At 36.5% G+C, this 18,189-nt stretch carries 20 protein-coding genes; 15 read left to right on the top strand and 5 right to left on the bottom strand.

Annotated elements, in window-relative coordinates:
• Positions 1 to 14: 14 nt before the first annotated feature.
• Positions 15 to 140, bottom strand: coding sequence for a plantazolicin family TOMM peptide (locus Q9306_RS17765; protein ID WP_306200866.1), 126 nt, complete (start codon positions 138 to 140; stop codon positions 15 to 17).
• 342 nt (positions 141 to 482) lie between these two features.
• Here Q9306_RS17765 and Q9306_RS17770 point away from each other — a divergent pair, with 342 nt between their 5' ends.
• The 8 genes from Q9306_RS17770 (at position 483) to Q9306_RS17805 (ending at position 7,633) form a co-directional block, all read left to right on the top strand.
• On the top strand, positions 483 to 1,451 hold the full coding sequence (locus Q9306_RS17770) for an ABC transporter ATP-binding protein (protein ID WP_306200868.1): 969 nt from the start codon (positions 483 to 485) through the stop codon (positions 1,449 to 1,451).
• Entirely contained in the window at positions 1,448 to 2,203 is a 756-nt protein-coding gene (locus Q9306_RS17775) for an ABC transporter permease (RefSeq protein WP_098092582.1), read from the top strand. The genes Q9306_RS17770 and Q9306_RS17775 overlap by 4 nt, the downstream gene beginning before the upstream one ends.
• Before the next feature lie 20 nt (positions 2,204 to 2,223).
• Positions 2,224 to 2,928, top strand: coding sequence for a Rossmann-fold NAD(P)-binding domain-containing protein (locus tag Q9306_RS17780; protein ID WP_306200871.1), 705 nt, complete (start codon positions 2,224 to 2,226; stop codon positions 2,926 to 2,928).
• 22 nt (positions 2,929 to 2,950) lie between these two features.
• Positions 2,951 to 3,940: a TOMM precursor leader peptide-binding protein gene (locus Q9306_RS17785; protein WP_306200873.1), complete on the top strand. Its 990-nt coding sequence runs from the start codon at positions 2,951 to 2,953 to the stop codon at positions 3,938 to 3,940.
• Between the two features lie 2 nt (positions 3,941 to 3,942).
• Positions 3,943 to 5,289, top strand: coding sequence for a YcaO-like family protein (locus Q9306_RS17790; RefSeq protein WP_306200875.1), 1,347 nt, complete (start codon positions 3,943 to 3,945; stop codon positions 5,287 to 5,289).
• A 28-nt stretch (positions 5,290 to 5,317) separates the two neighbouring features.
• Entirely contained in the window at positions 5,318 to 6,127 is an 810-nt protein-coding gene (locus tag Q9306_RS17795) for a SagB/ThcOx family dehydrogenase (RefSeq protein ID WP_306200877.1), read from the top strand.
• Positions 6,128 to 6,209: 82 nt separating this feature from the next.
• On the top strand, positions 6,210 to 6,803 hold the full coding sequence (locus Q9306_RS17800) for a CPBP family intramembrane glutamic endopeptidase (protein WP_306200878.1): 594 nt from the start codon (positions 6,210 to 6,212) through the stop codon (positions 6,801 to 6,803).
• Positions 6,804 to 6,826: 23 nt separating this feature from the next.
• Entirely contained in the window at positions 6,827 to 7,633 is an 807-nt protein-coding gene (locus Q9306_RS17805) for a class I SAM-dependent methyltransferase (RefSeq protein WP_306200880.1), read from the top strand.
• A gap of 496 nt (positions 7,634 to 8,129) precedes the next feature.
• On the opposite strand, the gene Q9306_RS17810 is transcribed toward Q9306_RS17805, so the two are convergent.
• Positions 8,130 to 8,369: a calponin homology domain-containing protein gene (locus Q9306_RS17810; RefSeq protein WP_306200882.1), complete on the bottom strand. Its 240-nt coding sequence runs from the start codon at positions 8,367 to 8,369 to the stop codon at positions 8,130 to 8,132.
• Positions 8,370 to 8,438: 69 nt separating this feature from the next.
• The gene (locus Q9306_RS17815) at positions 8,439 to 8,588 is read right to left on the bottom strand and encodes a hypothetical protein (protein ID WP_306200884.1); all 150 of its coding nucleotides are present in this window, start codon (positions 8,586 to 8,588) and stop codon (positions 8,439 to 8,441) included.
• A 306-nt stretch (positions 8,589 to 8,894) separates the two neighbouring features.
• Here Q9306_RS17815 and Q9306_RS17820 point away from each other — a divergent pair, with 306 nt between their 5' ends.
• From Q9306_RS17820 to Q9306_RS17845, 6 genes are all read left to right on the top strand, one after another.
• Positions 8,895 to 10,367 (top strand): amino acid permease, encoded by a 1,473-nt coding sequence (locus Q9306_RS17820; RefSeq protein WP_371932399.1) that lies wholly within the window; start codon positions 8,895 to 8,897, stop codon positions 10,365 to 10,367.
• A 34-nt stretch (positions 10,368 to 10,401) separates the two neighbouring features.
• Entirely contained in the window at positions 10,402 to 11,724 is a 1,323-nt protein-coding gene (gene gabT, locus Q9306_RS17825) for a 4-aminobutyrate--2-oxoglutarate transaminase (RefSeq protein ID WP_306200886.1), read from the top strand.
• A 24-nt stretch (positions 11,725 to 11,748) separates the two neighbouring features.
• A complete protein-coding gene (locus Q9306_RS17830; protein WP_306200888.1) occupies positions 11,749 to 13,191 on the top strand; it encodes an aldehyde dehydrogenase family protein in 1,443 nt (480 codons plus the stop codon).
• A 26-nt stretch (positions 13,192 to 13,217) separates the two neighbouring features.
• A complete protein-coding gene (locus Q9306_RS17835) occupies positions 13,218 to 13,577 on the top strand; it encodes a DUF3870 domain-containing protein (RefSeq protein ID WP_306200890.1) in 360 nt (119 codons plus the stop codon).
• Between the two features lie 143 nt (positions 13,578 to 13,720).
• Entirely contained in the window at positions 13,721 to 13,849 is a 129-nt protein-coding gene (locus Q9306_RS17840; protein ID WP_306200892.1) for a hypothetical protein, read from the top strand.
• Positions 13,850 to 14,054: 205 nt separating this feature from the next.
• Positions 14,055 to 14,567: a cysteine hydrolase family protein gene (locus Q9306_RS17845; RefSeq protein WP_306200894.1), complete on the top strand. Its 513-nt coding sequence runs from the start codon at positions 14,055 to 14,057 to the stop codon at positions 14,565 to 14,567.
• A 222-nt stretch (positions 14,568 to 14,789) separates the two neighbouring features.
• Here Q9306_RS17845 and Q9306_RS17850 read toward each other — a convergent pair whose 3' ends face one another.
• Positions 14,790 to 16,223 carry an anti-sigma factor gene (locus tag Q9306_RS17850; protein ID WP_306200896.1) on the bottom strand — a complete coding sequence of 478 codons (1,434 nt, stop codon included), beginning with the start codon at positions 16,221 to 16,223 and terminating at the stop codon, positions 14,790 to 14,792.
• On the bottom strand, positions 16,189 to 16,746 hold the full coding sequence (locus tag Q9306_RS17855) for an RNA polymerase sigma factor (protein ID WP_306200898.1): 558 nt from the start codon (positions 16,744 to 16,746) through the stop codon (positions 16,189 to 16,191). Before Q9306_RS17855 ends, Q9306_RS17850 begins: the two co-directional genes overlap by 35 nt.
• 464 nt (positions 16,747 to 17,210) lie before the next feature.
• Here Q9306_RS17855 and glaH point away from each other — a divergent pair, with 464 nt between their 5' ends.
• Positions 17,211 to 18,146, top strand: a complete 936-nt coding sequence (gene glaH / locus Q9306_RS17860; RefSeq protein WP_306200900.1) for a glutarate dioxygenase GlaH — start codon at positions 17,211 to 17,213, stop codon at positions 18,144 to 18,146.
• The last annotated feature ends 43 nt before the right edge of the window (positions 18,147 to 18,189 follow it).

Genomic DNA, 18,189 nt, shown 5'->3' on the forward strand with positions numbered 1-18,189 from the left:
CTACTTCTTAGTGATTAGAATGTAGAAGAACTTGAAATAATTGTTGTACAAGTACAACGAGCAGCCATCGGCTCGAATAGATGTTGCCCTTCTCCGTGTACGCTAACAGTTAAAGCAGTTGGTACTGTGATTTTAGTCATCATTTTCCCCCCTATGTAGATTTTATCGACAGAATATTTAGTCGATATGTCAAATATTCTGAAATAAGTATCCTAAAATGTCAACCTTTTTTTGGAAAAAAATTTGTGGCGTAATCAAAATGTTTGATTAGGAGATTCATTCCTCTGAATCTAAATTTTAAAGTTTTAAGAAACGTATAATTATTAATTTAAACAATCAACGAACCTTTTGTATGGTTTACGTTTAAATTCTTTATGACATTTTTCACCATATCCTCCACACATTGTCTGAATATGCTTTTATAAAGACTTGATTAGTTAAGCCTTGTTCTGTAGCGGTATGTTTTCTTGAATCTCTAATATTTGAAAAAAAATAATTTTCTAAAAATAAATATTGATAAGATAACTTCTGTATGTTTTAATACATTTATGGGAAAAAACAACGAAATTGTAAAAATAAGTAATTTGAGTAAGAGTTTTGGCGATAAATCAGTTTTATCTAGTATTAATCTAACCGTTAAAAGGGGGGAGTCAATTGGCTTAGTCGGGCCTAACGGAGCTGGAAAAACAACTCTCTTGTCGATTATACAGGGAATAAAAAAACCAAATTCTGGTGTAGTGGAGCTTTTTGGGGATATCCCAAATAAGCCAATTCAACGAGTAAAGTTGGGGATTTCACCGCAGTCAATCAGCTTACCAGATACTTTTAAGGCAGGAGAATTAATAGAGTTCGTCCGGAATCACTATCCTAACAAAGCGGGATTTAAAAGTTTGATTGAGGAGTTCCATTTGACAAACATAGTAAATTACAAAGTGGGAGGGCTATCAGGTGGACAAAAAAGATTGTTGTCGACATGTTTGGCTTTTTCAGGTAATCCAGAACTCGTCTTATTAGATGAACCTACAACAGGTTTAGATGTTCATACACGAGATTTGCTATGGAGTGTCATCAAAAACAGAAATTCTAAGGGGACCACAATTATCGTGACAAGTCATTACTTAGAAGACATAGAAAATTTAACTCAAAGGATTGTGAAGATTGACAAGGGTCATATACATATTGACGATGAATTAAGCCGAATAAGAAGTACTATTCAAAGAAAAAATGTGGTGTTGAAAACAGATAAAATAAGTGCTTTCATTCATTTACCAAGTGTCGAGTCTTATAAAATCAAAGGTGAATATATCATTTTAAGAACTTTAAGCTCTGAAGAATTGATTAAGGAGATTGTTATGACGATGGAGCATTTTGAGGATCTACGTGTTTTTGAAGATCGTTTGGATCACTATTTTATGTCTAGCGCCGAAGAAGTAAGGAAGGTAACTCAGTGAAAAGTATAGTATATTTAGCTTCACTACATGCCAAGTTTCAGTTGTTAGAAGCCTTTCGCATACCTATCAGTATTGTCATGAGTCTGATATCCCCTACTATTGGTCTATTGTTTTTCGTATTACCTCAACAATCTGCAGGGGCCTCTTCAGATGCCATTACTAAATCGGTTATTGCACTTGTGATTTTTGGAGTAATGGTCAACTCATTGTTTCACTTTGCCGTAGAAATCTCTCAAGCAAGAGAAAGACCATGGGGGTCTTATACACGATCTTTACCCGTAGGACAGGGAGCGATACTTCTATCTTATTTATTTTCTTCTGGTGTTTTATCTCTGATTTCAGTAATACCTTTGTTACTAATGGCAATTATCTTAACAGATGCAAGTATGGGTGTGATAAATTTGATTATTGGTGTCATTTCACTCGTTATGACTTGTATACCATTTATGCTACTTGGAATTGCTATTGGTTACTTTTCCGTTCCAAAAGCTGCAGTAGCTATCGTACAAGTATTGATGCTGATTTTGGCTTTTGGTGGAGGGTTGTTTATACCACCTGACACTTTTAATGAACTTTTCAATAATTTATCTTACATGCTCCCATCACGTTCTTCGTTGGAAATTGTGTCGTGGGGAACTGGGATTAATAATGATTTTCCTCTTAAAGGATTGATTGGCTGGATAACCTGGACCTTATTGCTGTTAGTTATCATTATTCTAAAAATAAAGAATGAAGTAGATCGGGAGTATTAAATAAGGAGGTACTTCTTTATATGAGTATTCATTATGTTGGTATTCGAGAGCCGTTAAAAAAAATTTTAGATGAAATTGAGATAGGACATCAAGATCATCCTATGCAAATTATTGATCTCGGTGGAGCAATTAATTATAACATTGATTTTTTTACAAATGCTACCGATTTGGAAGCAGAAACTATCTTGTTATCTAATAGAAGGCATAATGTTGATGATGAGCTTGGTTCCTTGGAAACTGAACTATTACAAGTATATAAAAATAGTATTCTTTATAGAACCTCGCCACTTGATATAAATATTGAGCTTTATAGGGGATGGGCAGGTGCGACAGGGATATTATTAACCGCATTCTCCCCTAAAGGTGTCAATTGGGTTAATACAAAAGATATCGCTCATGCATGTTTAATTTCTAAACAAGATGTAAGGGCACGAGCTGGCAAAGCTTTTGAGTTAACGGGTCCTGAGTTAATTAGTATGAGCAGACTTAGAGATATCTTTGAAGAAGATTTAGAGATGAAAATTGATTTACAGTGCAAAAGTAAAAAAGAAGTTATTGATATTCTTATGCAAAATAAAATGCCTTTAGATTTAGTGGAATGGTTAGTTGAGTTCCAGGATCAATCTTCAGATAATCGACTACAGTTTACTACAAAAACACTTGAACAAATAATTGGGCATCCACCCAGTGCAGCTCAGTTATTTAAAAATAAAAAGTTAGTTTAGTTATTAAAAGGAGGAAACAAGTATGCCTGTCCAAGAACAAATTTCTCAAAAAACTGCAAGGTACAAATTAGCTCCTCATATTACGTTAGGTAATTTACAGGGCAGTCTGATTGGCTTTAAAGCACAATCAATAACAAAAATTGATGGTGAAGGAGTAGTTGAGTTTATCGAAGGAATCTCGGAATATCTTGTTGGAGATAATGGGGTTTCAATCGAAGAATTAGAGAAGAATTTTGATGTTGAGAGTGGTCAGTTAAAAAATGTCTTAGAATTTTTAGTTACCAATGGAATGTGTGTTAAGTCTGACTTTGACTTTAATTTAATTGCTTTTTTAGCTTATGAAAGAGCTGGCGGTCAAGTATCAGTAGAAGATATTCTACATAAAATCCAGACGAGTGTAGTGGAAGTCATTGCTCGTGAAAATAATGCAGTAGCTAAGGCATTAATTGCTAATTTGCGGGAATCTGGATTAAACGTTGTACTTAAAGGTGAATCAGATGAGAAGCCAAGCATTAGAATAGCAGTCGGTACATCACATTTAGATCCACTTTTAGAAGAAGTAAATGATATTGCATTAGAAGATCATATTCCTTGGTTAAGCGTTGTACCTTATGATGGTCAGACGGCATGGGTTGGTCCATTCTTTATTCCTCATCAGTCGGCTTGTTTACATTGCTATAACTTAAGAAAATCAGCGAATTTTGCTGATGATGTATTCCGTTCAGAACTAATGAAAATCAAACCTGTAAATTCGGACAAGCAACCTGTTTACAATCAGCCTATTAATTTAGTTCAAAATGGAATTGCTAGTAACTTAATTACAGAATGGGTTGCATTAAGGGATTACGCTTCAAGTGCGATACCTGGTGGATTCACAACAATTAATTTAGATGATAGAGGTATCTCATTTAATAATCATCGTGTTTATAGAGTACCTAGATGTCCCAAATGTTCTCCTGCAGCAGATACAGGTTTTCCTCAAGTTTGGTATCACGGAGAGGTGAATAAATAATCATGGTAAACAAATGGACAACGTTAGAAAAATCTTGGAAAGTGTTAGATAGTTTGGCAGATCCATATGTTGGAATTGTCCGGAGGGAATACAGAAAGCTCAGAGATGTAGATGATGTATGGGGACACTCATATGGAGCTCATGGTACAGATAGTGAAATTTTATTTGGAATACCATCTAATTCTTATAATGGTGGAGGCTCTGATAATCCAGCTGCAGCAAGATTGGCTGCTATAGGGGAAACCGTAGAAAGATATAGTGCAGCTTATTTACCGTTAAACTCTAATGTAGTACATTTCGGTTCTCAAAAGCAACTAATCAATGAAGGTAAACAGGTAATTGGTTTTGATAAATGGGAACTTTACTCTCAGAAACAATATGAGGATCCTGCTTTTCCTCATGGTGTTTGGGATGAAGATACAGAGTTATGGTGGCGACAAGGACAATATGCTGATAATAATGAAGAAGTTTGGGCACCTGCACAATTAACTCATATTGCAAACTATACTGAATGGCCAGGGGATTCAAATATTGGCCATGCAACTAGTAATGGATTAGCTTGTGGTATAACTTATCAAGAAGCAGCGATTTCGGGACTATTTGAAACAGTTGAACGAGATGCATTTATGCTAACTTGGTACAATAAATTAAGTTTACCGAGAATTGATATCAATTCTTCTCCTAGATTAAAGCGTTTTTATGAAAGATATATTAAGCCAACGTCACTTGATTTGCATTTAATCGACATGACAGTATTTTCAGGTATCCCTTCTATTCTAGCAGTAATTAGAAATCCATATACAGATTTAGCACCGTTTGCAATAGGAGCAGCTTCCGCTCATTCAATTGAAAGAGCTTGTGAGAAAGCTGCAATAGAGGGTATGTATACGAGAACTTGGGCGAAAACGGAGCAACGATTAGGGAACGCTTTAGTAGATGTTGATTTTAATAAAGACATAAATAGCTTTGAAGATCATATTAAACTTTACGCTGGAACAGAACTAGTTCAAGAAGCAGATTTTCTAACCGAAAATGAAAAATTAGTTGATGTTAATGATTATAAGCCATTTGATGATAGTTCTCCCGAAGTCTTATGGAATAGTCTCGTGAGTCATTTATCAAAACAGGGATTTAAGGTTGCAACTTTTGATCTAACTAGCCCTGATATTAAAGATGCTGGAGCATATGTAGTTAAATCAATTATTCCGGGTTATAAGCCAATTGATGTTCTTTACAGAGGTAGAATGTTAGGTGGAGAACGAATTTTAAAACATTCTTATAACCTAGGTTTGGTTGATAAACCGTTTAATTTAGAAGATCTTAACCCGATCCCTCATCCATTCCCTTAAAAAAGCAGTAGAAAGGTGATTGATATATATGGAAAATATTGAAAGACACGCCACCAACTTGGTAGATGTTGTATATGGTAACGAAAGATTACAGTTTGATGATCCATCTGAAAATTGGTTTGAAGCAACAAAAGTCTATCGAAGCTCAATGGCTTGGGATGCACCCGGAGTGGCGGGTTTAAGTCGATCTGAAACTTTGCAAAAGATTGCTAGACATGCAAGTAAAAGATTTGATGACTTACCATTGATTCCATTACCAACTCCGTTAAACACCAACGTATCACTAGATGATGCAATTAATGAACGGAGAAGTGTGGAAAATTTTAAAGGTAGAAGTGTTTCATTAGAAAAACTATCCACTATTTTACAAAAAAGTTATGGGCTGGTAGAACGTCCGGAAGGACCTAGACGTCCAATACCATCTGGTGGCGCGCTCTATCCTCTAGATCTGTTTGTTGTGGTTAATAAAGTAGATAGTTTAGAAAAAGGTATTTATCATTTTGACCCCTATCGAAGAGGTTTGGTAAAGTTAGGTGAATATTCGGAAGAAAAATTTATGAAAATCATGTTGCAAGAAGAGTCTGTTCAAGATTTTGCATTTGCTGTAGTGGTTTCTGCAAATTTTTGGCGTTCGCGGTTTAAGTACGGGCATCGGTCTTATCGGTTTATTTTTATGGAGGCAGGACATGTAATGCAAAACATGATTTTGTTATCTACGGCACAAAAGATTAACAGCCGACCTTACGGTGGATTTATCGATGATGAGTTAATGGAAATGATCGGTGGCTATAATGGCGTAGATGATGCGCCAATCTACACATTAGTTGCTGGTATTTAAATGAATGATATTAATTGTATCAGCTTTAGGGATCCTAATTCATTTTTTGGGTCCCTTTAATTCTAAAATGATAGTCAAAATCATGAATGATAAACCATCTGTCCATCGAAAGTTCTTTAAATATATTACACCCCAACGAAGTTATGATATTACGACGATTACTGCAGCGCTGATTTGCTGTAGTGTCATTTTTCGAGAGCTTTTTTCAGATATTTCAAATGATAATAATATCTATGGTATTTTGTTTTTTTGTTTATTAGGAGCTCTTTTTCCATTGGTAATATGGAAAATAAAAAAAAGGGTGGTTGTGTTTAATGGAAAGCACTCAATTAACATTGATTCATTGGTATTTCTTCCATTAGCTGCTTTATCAGAGGAAGTAATTTGGCGTTTTTGCCTCCCTTTTTTGCTACTATACCTATTGGATTCTCTTACATTATCTATTCTTATTAGTTCAATTGGTTTTATTATACTACATTTACCGTTAGGTGGATTTAAATCAATTGCTTATATGTCACTTTTTACGATTCTTGTCGTTCTATCATTTCTAGCTTTCGGTATTTTAGCTTCTATAGCTTTTCACATTACTCATAATTTAGCAATTCAATTTTTCCGTCCAGTAAGGAAAAAAACATTCAAAACGAAAAATCCCACTTTATCTCAAACTGAGTGGTAAAGTTTTTAAAGGTGGTCTACTGTATGCAAATACAAAAAAGAATAAAAGAGCTTGAAGAAAAAAGAGCTCAAGCCCAGTCCTGGTTTGTTGACCCAGGGAAAAGAAAAATAAGTTCAAATTACGACAATAGAGAGACTTCAACTGTCAGAATCCTATCTGTGGAAACTTTTATTACTTTTTATGAAGTAACGTTTAATAGGAAACCTGATTCTATCTTAGATATAGGTTGTGGTCAAGGGCAGGTACTAAAATATTTATCCGAAAAATTACCTCGTGCAGTATTGATGGGTATCGATTCATCAAAAGATGCGATTAATTCTGCAAATCAACTTAATATAGATGCTGATTTTATATGCACAGAAATCGAGAGTCTACCATTGGATATTTCAGGGGAAAAGTATGATGTAATTTTTATTCACTTATGTTTTGGATTGTTCAAATATCCTTTAGAGGTGTTAGAGCGTTTAGTTCCTTATATGTCAAATGAATCTCTTATTTATATAGTAGATTTAAATAGAGACAGTATAGAAGAAGGAATTAGTTCTTCGCAGTCGAAAGATGAAGAATTTTATCTTTGTGATCAGTATAATGCTTCGTTTACATTATCCGAGTTCAAACATTTATTAATGCATATTACTGAACAAAGAAATGAATTGTCTTTTAAAATTGGAACCTCTGCCATTGGAGGGTTTAATCAATTTAGCGCGGACTTTTTATCATTAATTGGAAATAAAAGATTGCAACAAGCTTTAAGGATGATTTCTGAAGAAGAAAATGATCAGAAGCACTCAATGCCAGAACTTTTACATGCATGGCTTATTAAAACGTAATTTAAAAATCTAAAAGCCACGCTGAAACAGAAAAAATATGAACAAAAATCTCACTGTAGAGCAAAAGTTTTTTTGTAACAATTATTATTATATCTTTATAAGTATCTTCTGAAATATGGTCAGTTATATACAAACAATTCACCTCCTATTTATATAATATTATATAGAACTACATAAGGGACAAGAAAAAATTGCGTGTATGTAAGAACTAGAATATGAGGGTAAAAAAGTAGAGTGGGATATGGACACTAGGAAGCCTCTTTTTGTATGACGAAATTTGTCGGAAGGTCTTTATTCCATGTCGAAGCGCCGATATATTCTAAAGAACGGTCGATATATGTTAAAAATTGCCGATATATTTGAAAGAACAATCAATATCTCATTATCGATTGATGGAGATAGGGTATGAGAATGTTAATCAACATGACAAAAGGACTGCCTAAGGGTCAGTCCTTTTAAATATGTTCATCAGCTTGATCTAGCAGATTCACCAGTATCATGCTATTCTGTCGGCATCGTACTGTACAATATCGTCATACTCAAACAGTTCAAAGGATTCACCAAATTCTCGTTCCATGAAGTTGACAAATTCCTTTATGTTTTCTCCTATTTCTTGATTACGGCGAAACTCCATCATAATTGCTCTAAATCGGTGGGGCGGTATTTCGCATTTAATGTGGTACGATTTGCTGATGCCAAAAGAATCTTTTGTATCGTATAAGACGTATGTATACAACAGAGAGTCATCTCCTTCCTTATATGATGTGTATATTGTTCCATGATTGGATGAAATATTCATTGGTTATTAAAAAAGAGTCACTACTATGCCGTAAACTGATAATCCAATGAAAGCCGGAATACCGACAATAACAATTTGTTTCACATTTTCATACGCTTTCGGTTCTACAAGTGGCAAATCTTTTTCCTCCATTTGCCGATATTGTTCTCGTTTCATATTATCCCGCCTTTATGGTTGTGTGGATAACATATTCAACCAAAAGGGTTTATGTTACAAATAGTTAACTGAATTTAAAATAAATGTTGAATATTCAGTATATTTGTATTATTATTAGTTTATTATCGGATGACAGTGATTAGCCTCCCTGCAAGCCCGAATATTGCTCTGTTGAATTGAATAGTTAATAATTGGCTTCTTTCCACTTGAACTTCCTTAGCAGGAAGACGAGCCATCGGGATAGAGACAGTAAAATTCAGTGTAATTCTTTACATTGTTTTTCTGGCTCTTTTTATGTTTCTATAAATGGGGTTTTTGGAAAGCGTTATCAATACTTATAGGTTGGTGATCTTTTTGGCTAAAGAAAAAAATGAATTGCAAAAAGACTTGAAAACCAGGCATATAACAATGATTTCAATTGGTGGGGTTATCGGAGCGGGATTATTTGTAGGGAGCGGGACGATTATTCAATCAACGGGACCGGCAGCGATTTTGTCCTATATTATCGGGGCGTTAATGGTTGTACTTGTGATGCGGATGTTAGGGGAGATGGCTGCGGTTAATCCTGACAGCGGTTCTTTTGCAACGTATGCTCATAAGGCGATTGGGCCGTGGGCGGGGTATACAATTGGCTGGTTATATTGGTTTAACTGGGTCATTATTATCGCAATTGAAGCGGTATTGTTAGGGGCGATGGTCAATAATTGGTTCCCTTCGATACCAGCGTGGATTGCTAGTCTTTTCATGATTATTTTGATGACGATTACGAATATTTATTCTGTAAAGCTATATGGTGAGTTTGAGTATTGGTTAGCGTTTATTAAGGTCGCGGCGATTCTTATCTTTTTAGGGTTAGGAATTGCGATGATTTTTGGATTTGTTCCTGGTGTGGACAGGCCGAGTTTTTCGGCGATCGCTGAAAACGGCGGCTTTTTTCCGAAAGGGATTGTACCTGTATTGCTGAGTGTTGTCTTTATTTCTTTCTCATTATCAGGAAGTGAAGTAGCGGCGATTGCGGCGGGAGAATCGGAAAATCCAGAGAAGAATGTCATTAAAGCCATTAATAGTGTTGTTTGGCGTCTGATGCTGTTCTTCGTAGGTTCTGTCACGATTTTGGTCATTTTTATGCCATGGAATAATGCGGAGTTATTGAAGCTTCCTTATGCAAGTTTATTCCGGATGGCAGGAGTTCCTGCTGCTGCGGAAATTATGAACGGAGTTGTGTTCCTGTCGTTGCTGTCTGTTTTAAATTCAGGGTTATACACAAGTTCGCGCATGTTATTTTCGCTTTCGAAAAAGGGAGATGCTCCTCCTATTTTTTCAAAATTAAACAGTAGAGGTGCACCAATTTGGGCGATCGTGGCAAGTGTTGTATTCGCATTCATTTGCGCAATGCTGAAGGTTATATCTCCTGATAAACTATTTGCCTTTCTAGCGAACAGCTCGGGCGGCGTTACGATGCTTATGTATATGTTTGTTGCGGTGTCTCATATTCGTTTGAGACGAGAAGCAGAAAGGGAAGATCCAGGGAAATTAAAAGTGAAAATGTGGTTATTCCCTTATCTCACATACGCAACGCTTCTGATGATTGTTACGATATTCGTTTCGCAAGCATTTATCGCGGATATGCGCATGCAATTTTATTTGACGATTTTAGCTGCTGCTGTGGTGATCGCATCCTATTTTCTAAGAGTTAGAAAGAGACCAGCAGTTGTCAAAGATGATCAGGCAGGATTTCCAATTTTAAAAGGTTCAGAGATTGGTATAGAGAAGGACTAAATTGCAAAATAAAAAATGAAAAAGGGGTATTCCAATGTTAAAAGATAATATTGTCACTACAAAATCTACTATTTTACATGAGAGAAGAAAAAATGCGGTGCCTGCGGGTCCATATAATATTACGAATTTATATGTTCAATCAGCAAAAGGAGCCATTATTACGGATATAGATGGTAATGAATTAATCGATTTTGCAGGCGGGATTGGGATGCAAAATGTTGGGCATTGCCACCCAAAGGTAGTAAAAGCAATTCAAGAGCAAGTCGAATCTTCTATTCATACTTGCTTTCATGTAGCGCCATATGAAAGTTATGTTGCGTTAGCTGAAAGATTGAATGAATTAACGCCAGGCGATTTTAAGAAAAAAACAATGTTTGCCAATAGCGGAGCGGAAGCAGTTGAAAATGCTGTGAAAATTGCTCGAAAAGCGACGGGGCGCAGCGCGATTGTTTCGTTTGAGCGTGCTTATCACGGACGGACATTAATGACAATGTCTCTTACTAGTAAAGTAAGACCTTATAAACATGGATTTGGTCCGTTTGCACCAGATGTGTACAAGCTGCCTTATCCGTACTATTACCGCGCAGAAGACGGGATGACGACAGAGGAAGTGGATGGACAAATTTTAGCGTATTTCGAACGTTTTATGTTAGAGGAAGTGGCAAGTGATAACATTGCAGCTATTATTTTGGAGCCGCTTCAAGGTGAAGGTGGGTTTATTGTCCCATCGGCTGCGTTTATACAAGGAGTCAGAGATCTTTGTGATAAATATGGAATCATCATGATTGCAGATGAAATTCAAACTGGCTTTGCTCGTACAGGAAACTTGTTCGTGATGGATCATTTTGGGGTAGCTCCTGATTTAATGACATTTTCAAAATCAATTGCTGCCGGTATGCCACTTAGCGCCGTGACAGGAAAAGCGGAACTAATGGATGCACCTGGTCCAGGACAACTTGGCGGTACGTTTTCAGGAAGCCCGGTTGCTTGCGCGGCAGCTCTAGCTGTTTTAGATGTTATTGAAGAAGAAAACTTAGTGAAACGTGCCCGTGTAATCGGTGATCGTATGATGGAAGTGTTCAATAGCTGGAAGGATAAATATGAATTAATTGGTGATGTGAGAGGCCTTGGAGCGATGACAGCTATGGAACTTGTTAAGGATCGAAATACGAAAGAGCCGGCAACAGAAGAAGTGAAAGCAATTATGCAGGAAACACACAATAAAGGTTTAATTACAATAAGTGCGGGCATTTACAGCAGTGTACTTCGTTTCTTACCGCCGCTTGTGATTACAGATGAACAGCTTGAAGAAGGACTCGTGATTCTTGAAGCGGCAATTGCTAGGGTATCCAAATAAGAAGAAGCAGTTGGGGGTAGGAGAATGAAGTTTTTCAATTATATAAATGGGCAGTGGAAAGAGCCATCTACTCAGCAATATTCAAAAAACTATAACCCGCATAATGGAGAAGGATTAGGAGAATTTCCATTAAGCTCAGCCGAAGATACGCAAGCAGCTATCGCTTCTGCGAAAGAAGCCTTTCATAATTGGCAAAGGTTATCGTTTCAAGAGCGGGCAAGTTATTTATGGAAAGCAGCAGCGATTTTAAAAGAACGAGTGACAGAAATCGGTCATGACCTGACGAGTGAAGAAGGAAAAACACTCGCTGAAGGGATCGGAGAGACGAAGCGGGCCATTAGCATTCTCGAATACTATGCAGGAGAAGCGAATCAGCCGGTGGGAGAAATCATCCCGTCGGCTAATCCGAACACGATGCTCTACAGCAAACGGGTAGCAGTTGGCCCGGTCGGATTAATTACGCCGTGGAATTTCCCAATTGCCATTCCAACATGGAAAATGGCGCCGGCACTTATTTACGGTAATACTGTTGTCATCAAGCCTGCAGAAGTGACGCCAAAATCCGTATACCACCTCGTAAATGCGTTTCACGAGGCAGGAATTCCTGCTGGCGTTATCAATTGTGTCTTTGGAAAAGGTTCAGTAGTCGGAACAGAATTAACAGAAAATCCGGATATAAAAGCAATATCTTTTACTGGTTCGAATAACGTTGGAAGAACAATTCAGCAAACGGCGATTGCAAGCGGAAAAAAAGTGCAATTAGAAATGGGCGGGAAAAACCCACTCGTTGTATTAAAGGATGCTGATATTCACAAGGCAGTAGAGATTGCGATCAAAGGAGCATTTATGTCAACAGGACAAAAATGTACCGCGACAAGTAGAATTATCGTGGAAGAGGAAGTTTATGAGGAATTTCGCAATCAACTTGTGCAGCGCAGCGAGGCTCTTAAAGTTGGCAATCCATTAGAACAGGATACATTTATGGGCCCGTGTGCATCTGAAAACCAGCAGCAATCCGTTTTATCAATGATTGAAGCAGGTAAGAACGCTGCCACGCTGCTTTGCGGAGGCAGCGTACCAAAAGAAGAGGAGTTACAACAAGGATTTTATGTGCTGCCGACTATTTTTAAAGACGTACCTCACGATGCACGCATTGCGAAAGAAGAAATTTTCGGTCCTGTTATTTGTTTGTTTAAAGTGAAGAGTTACAAAGAAGCAATTCACCTAGCGAATGATACAGAATATGGGCTGAGCGCATCCATTTGCACAAATAACTTAAGCCTTGCCCAGCAATTTATTGATGATATGGAAGTTGGAATGGTTCACGTTAACTCAGAAACAGCAGGAGCTGAGCCGCAAGTTCCATTTGGCGGAATGAAGCATTCCAGCGCTGGGCCGCGTGAACAAGGGAAAGCAGCTGCAGAATTTTATACAAGAATCAAAACAGTATATGTAGATCAAGTATGATGACAACATAATAATGGGGGATGAACATGCGTAAAGGAACTTTTTTCATGGCAGGACATGCGAGACTTCCGAAGGGGATGGCTGTGCGCAGTGTCTATGAAACACTAACAATTACAATAGAGGCAGATCACAAATATCATGTAATCATCGAATCGTCATGTACCCTTGCGACAGGACACGGGCGGGATTTCATTTCGCAAATTTTAAGAGGATATAGTTTACAAGATGGTATCGAAGACATCATCGAAGAAATATCCTATCACTATCAAGGAAAAGCGCAAAACGCAATTGTTAGCGCCTTAAAGGACTTGTACCGCCAATATACAAGTTATGTAAACGGCGAAAAACCGCCGGAGGAGTATGAGGAAATAGGTACGATAAAATAGTCTTTTCATATATGAAACTGTCGAGTTTATTGCACTTTACTATGTAAAGAGCGTTCGTAAACGAGAGCCAGTTGTATTCCCGCTTATTTGCTGAGCGGAATATAACTGGCTCTTTTCTTTTCATAAAATAAGGGGGCAGGAACATGTCAAAATTGAGTGAAGAAAAGCGTGTAGAGGAAAAAGGGAAATGTGTACAAACTACGAAATTATGTAAAATGTGTAAAGCGTGTAGTCGTAATAAAATTAAGGGGAATAAATCTGTGTACAAATAATAAAGTCCTTTAACAAATACAATAGTTATTTAAAAAGATGATATGAAATTGGGTATTCATATCATCTTTTTATGTTATCTAGTATACTGAATGTAATTTTTTTGTATTTTGTATTATTTTGTAATTTATTACAAAATAAGAGTGTATAATACATCCTCAAATGATAGAATTATTAACATGTTGCAAAATGAAAGAGGTAAAAATAATGGAGACTTGTGCAGATGTTTTAATTGTTATCGATTTACAAAATGGCGTATGTTACAGTGGAGATCATTTATTTGATTTACAAAATTTACTCACTAAAGTAAATAATAGAATTGCTTTATATAGAGAATTACATAAACCAATCATTTTTGTTCAACACTGTGATGAAGAGTTAGTACCTGAAGAAGAACCATGGGCTATTCATGCCAATATAGATGTTCAAGAGCAAGATTATTTTGTAAGGAAAATACATGCAAATTCTTTTTACAAAACGAACTTAAAAAATCTTTTAGACCAATTAGCTGTACATCGTATTGAATTTTGCGGTGCCCAAACAGAATACTGTATGGATGCTACGATTAAATTTGCTCATGGATTGGGATACGAAAACTTCATGGTACAGAAAGCAACCTCTACTTTGAATAATCCATTTATGTCTGCAAAAGAGACGATTGATTTTTATGAAAATATATGGAACCATAGATTTTTAAAATTGATAGGAGATGAATCTTAGATTGTACTTTAAGAGATTAAAGAACACTCGTAATTTGAAGCCAGTTGTACGTTTCGACAATGGAGACATTGTGGATGCGTATGACTGGCTTTTTAGTTTATCCCGCTATTCGCGGGCAGTAAGACCCCCACCTCAAGATTTAGAGAGAAGCAAAGATGAAGGTGGGGACAACTGTCCGTAAAAGCCCGATTGGTGAGGGCTAACCATTTGTTCCTATCATTTTTACTTTTGACGAATATCAATCCACCAACGATCTTTCGCATTCATATTTTCAGTGCCACTAAACCCACTGTAATGGAAAGCATCAAGGAAGATTGAATCTAGCTTATCCTCATCTACAAAATAACCTAAGTTAACCTTCATCGTTTGTCCTGGTGGGATACTGCCAATATTGTAAAAGCTTTTTCCGTTTCCGTGAGGTTCTAGATAATCAACTTCGCTCGTCATAGTACTTTTTTCGGCAATTCCATCTTCTTCAGCATAGTTCCATGCATTATTCTCAGATTTAAGCACTTTTAGGGATGGATGCATATAGATTTCTTGTGTCGCCTGTTTACCAATGTTTTTCACTGTTGTTGTCAGGTAGACAAATTTAGGAGTAATTAATTTCGACTCTACTAATTTGTCAATTGAATCTTTACCATCTCCAACTTTATATACATCCCGTTTGTACGGTATCAATTTATTCGTCTGATCTAAAGCTTTATTCTCGCTTAGTATTTCTAGTCCCAAATTATTAAAGTTCTCTTGTTTAAAATCTTTGATTGAATCAAAGACTTCAACTTTTTCGATAACATATTCAAGTTTGCTGTTATCCATGCCAAGACTTACGGTTACTGGAACCTTTTGACCTACGCTAAATAGTTGTTTGCTGTCTTTTTTCAAAGGAATAACGCTAGGTTTTGTTGGTTTTTTCGCTTTGCTAAAACGATCTTTATCATAATCTGCTATATCTGATGCCTTTTCTTTTGATGTAGGCTCAAGTGAAATGTTCCCTAAGACCTTCATCATTTGTTCTTCATTTACATCGGATCCAATAAAACTTTCTAACATAATCCCCTCTTCCTCAAAAAAGAGAAAGACTTGTCTGTCAAACGGTAAATTGTTGCTTCCGGTGTCTCTATGGACAATCACTGCTTTCCTGCCATTTATCTCTTTTTCTTCGTAGCTTTTTGAGTACAGCGTTTGAAAATCTGCATTTTTTCCTAATCTACAAAGAAGAAATGAAAACCCACCCTTTGCGTAGTTATCTTTAAATGAATATTTCATAGCATCGTGATCGTCTGCTGCCATATTTTCTGGTAAATAGCCGACTTTCAACTTATACCAATTGTCAGTCTTTTTTGGGGCCTTATTTGTTACCGAAACATTTACTTCATAATTTTGTTTTTTGACAATCATATCATGGATTTTTACTGCGCCAAAAACGGTTGTCGGCATGCCGATCAATAAGCAGGCAGCGGCGATTAAAATACGATTCTTTTTCCGCTTGGCCTGTGGTTGCCCGCCTTTCATCTTAATTTCCTCCATAAACAACTTCTTTTTGTGCGTGTAGGTATCTGAAAATTCATGCTGTTCATCCAGTTTATCAAAATCATCTAAAGCAATTTTTTCGGCAAAGTCATACATTTCTTTGGAGTTCTTTGAATTCGTCATTTTCTATACCTCCTATCATATTATGTACTCGTTTTCGAGCGCGTTCAAATTGCTTGCGGACATTGACCTCAGTTATCCCCATTAGATTTGAAATTTCCTGATAAGTTAAGTTATAGAAGACTTTGTACTTAAAAACCTGTCTGTAAGACTCACTTAACTCTTTTAGCAATGTATCGATTTGAACCTCAGACATGAAACGCTGTTCCCACTCTTCAATATTTTCATCTGCTACTTCTAGTGACTCTCTTTGATAGTCTTCTAAGAATATTTCATGTCGTTTATTTTTCCGGTAGCTATCAATCGCTTTGTTTTTCGCAATTCTTAAAATGTATCGTTTAAGCTCTTGCGTGTTCAAGTTTTGGAGCTTTTCCAGATTCTGATAAAGAGTAATAAACGTCTCTTGAACTGCATCTTCAGCCTGCTGAATATTATTTAAAATAGAATAAGCTACATAATAAATTTTTTGTTCATACAACTCGTATAGCTCTTCCATCTTTTCATAATCCTTGTTTGTAACTTTCATATAATCCCTCCTCTCACTCTATATAACGAATGGGCGTTTATATTTTGTGACACTTCCTCCAAATATTTGAAAGCTATCCTACATAAGTAATAAAAATATCATTATCATGAATTTCTATTTTTTCATAGTGGTGTTGGTGACACTGAAGGTATGAATGTGTAAAGTGTGTAGTCGCAATAAAAATAAGGAAAATAAATAATGAAACACATTGACATTCAGAAAATTTTGAATTAATATTTATTTATAAAGTGATAAGATCCATACGAGAAATAAGCCTTCTCTACATCCGATCTTCACTTTCTGATTTGCACATAGTTGAATAAAAAAACTGTCTAATATTATTGTACTTTAAGAGATTAAAGAGCACTCGTAATTTGAAGCCAGTTGTACGTTTCGACAATGGAGACATTGTGGATGCGTATGACTGGCTTTTTAGTTTTTTAAGACTAAGGAGGAAGATGTAGATGATTACGGAACAAGAAAAGAAAATGAAATTTGCGAAGAAATATGAGGGATATGAAATTATGCCTCATCCAGATCATAAACGCTTGTATCATATTGCACTAAATCAGCAATTGCTTAGACAGTTTTTCCAAGAGGTAAAAGAACATTCTGAGCAATCATTGCAATATATTCCTTATTCTCGCTTTATTCTTGCTGATCAAATGAGAAAGATCTTCGGGGCATCTTTTATGGAAAATGTTCGCGGGATTATTCATGACCGCGAAACGGGTGGATTTACAATTGGTGTACAGGGTGAAACAACAGCGGCAGAAGACTATGTGAAATTTGCGACGGCATTAACGCATTTAATTGGTACACCTAACTTTGACGCTATGACAGGGACGTATTATGCTAGATTTAACGTGAAAGATACAGACAGCAGTGACTCTTATTTGCGCCAAGCGTATCGTTTATTCACACTTCATACAGACGGAACATTTGTTGACGAACCGACAGATTGGCTGCTTATGATGAAGATTGAAGAACAGAATGCAGTAGGCGGCGAATCGCGTTTACTTCATTTAGATGACTGGGAAGAACTTGACAAGTTTCGAAACCATTCACTCGCATCTGTCAAAATCACATACAAAGCACCGCCAAGTAAAAATGCACAAGAAATCGTACACCGTGAAACGTTTTTTGATATCAATAATGCACCGTGCATTTGTTTTATCGATCAATTTGCTTACCCTGATAACATTGAACAAGCAAACTATCTAAAAGAACTATCACACTCTGTTGAAAACTCTCCAGCAACGCATGCATTAAAATTACCAGTCGGCGATTTAGTTCTATTAAATAACCTATTTTGGATGCACGGGCGCGCTTCTTTTGAAAAAAATAAAGATTTATATAGAGAGCTCATGCGCCAACGCGGCTGCTTTTCCAAATCATAATCGATGCGGCGGGTCTTGAAATAAGGCCTGCCTTTCATGATAT

The organism is Bacillus multifaciens, assembly GCF_030756675.1.
GTDB lineage: Bacteria > Bacillota > Bacilli > Bacillales > Bacillaceae_G > Bacillus_A > Bacillus_A multifaciens.

Excerpts from the sequence above, each read along its gene's own strand:
- Q9306_RS17765 (WP_306200866.1), bottom strand. The coding sequence starts at position 140 with ATGACTAAAATCACAGTACCAACTGCTTTAACTGTTAGCGTACACGGA.
- Q9306_RS17780 (WP_306200871.1), top strand. The coding sequence starts at position 2,224 with ATGAGTATTCATTATGTTGGTATTCGAGAGCCGTTAAAAAAAATTTTA.
- Q9306_RS17785 (WP_306200873.1), top strand. The coding sequence starts at position 2,951 with ATGCCTGTCCAAGAACAAATTTCTCAAAAAACTGCAAGGTACAAATTA.
- Q9306_RS17790 (WP_306200875.1), top strand. The coding sequence starts at position 3,943 with ATGGTAAACAAATGGACAACGTTAGAAAAATCTTGGAAAGTGTTAGAT.
- Q9306_RS17795 (WP_306200877.1), top strand. The coding sequence starts at position 5,318 with ATGGAAAATATTGAAAGACACGCCACCAACTTGGTAGATGTTGTATAT.
- Q9306_RS17800 (WP_306200878.1), top strand. The coding sequence starts at position 6,210 with ATGAATGATAAACCATCTGTCCATCGAAAGTTCTTTAAATATATTACA.
- Q9306_RS17805 (WP_306200880.1), top strand. The coding sequence starts at position 6,827 with ATGCAAATACAAAAAAGAATAAAAGAGCTTGAAGAAAAAAGAGCTCAA.
- Q9306_RS17815 (WP_306200884.1), bottom strand. The coding sequence starts at position 8,588 with ATGAAACGAGAACAATATCGGCAAATGGAGGAAAAAGATTTGCCACTT.
- Q9306_RS17820 (WP_371932399.1), top strand. The coding sequence starts at position 8,895 with ATGGGGTTTTTGGAAAGCGTTATCAATACTTATAGGTTGGTGATCTTT.
- gabT (WP_306200886.1), top strand. The coding sequence starts at position 10,402 with ATGTTAAAAGATAATATTGTCACTACAAAATCTACTATTTTACATGAG.
- Q9306_RS17830 (WP_306200888.1), top strand. The coding sequence starts at position 11,749 with ATGAAGTTTTTCAATTATATAAATGGGCAGTGGAAAGAGCCATCTACT.
- Q9306_RS17835 (WP_306200890.1), top strand. The coding sequence starts at position 13,218 with ATGCGTAAAGGAACTTTTTTCATGGCAGGACATGCGAGACTTCCGAAG.
- Q9306_RS17840 (WP_306200892.1), top strand. The coding sequence starts at position 13,721 with ATGTCAAAATTGAGTGAAGAAAAGCGTGTAGAGGAAAAAGGGAAATGT.
- Q9306_RS17845 (WP_306200894.1), top strand. The coding sequence starts at position 14,055 with ATGGAGACTTGTGCAGATGTTTTAATTGTTATCGATTTACAAAATGGC.
- Q9306_RS17850 (WP_306200896.1), bottom strand. The coding sequence starts at position 16,223 with ATGACGAATTCAAAGAACTCCAAAGAAATGTATGACTTTGCCGAAAAA.
- Q9306_RS17855 (WP_306200898.1), bottom strand. The coding sequence starts at position 16,746 with ATGAAAGTTACAAACAAGGATTATGAAAAGATGGAAGAGCTATACGAG.
- glaH (WP_306200900.1), top strand. The coding sequence starts at position 17,211 with ATGATTACGGAACAAGAAAAGAAAATGAAATTTGCGAAGAAATATGAG.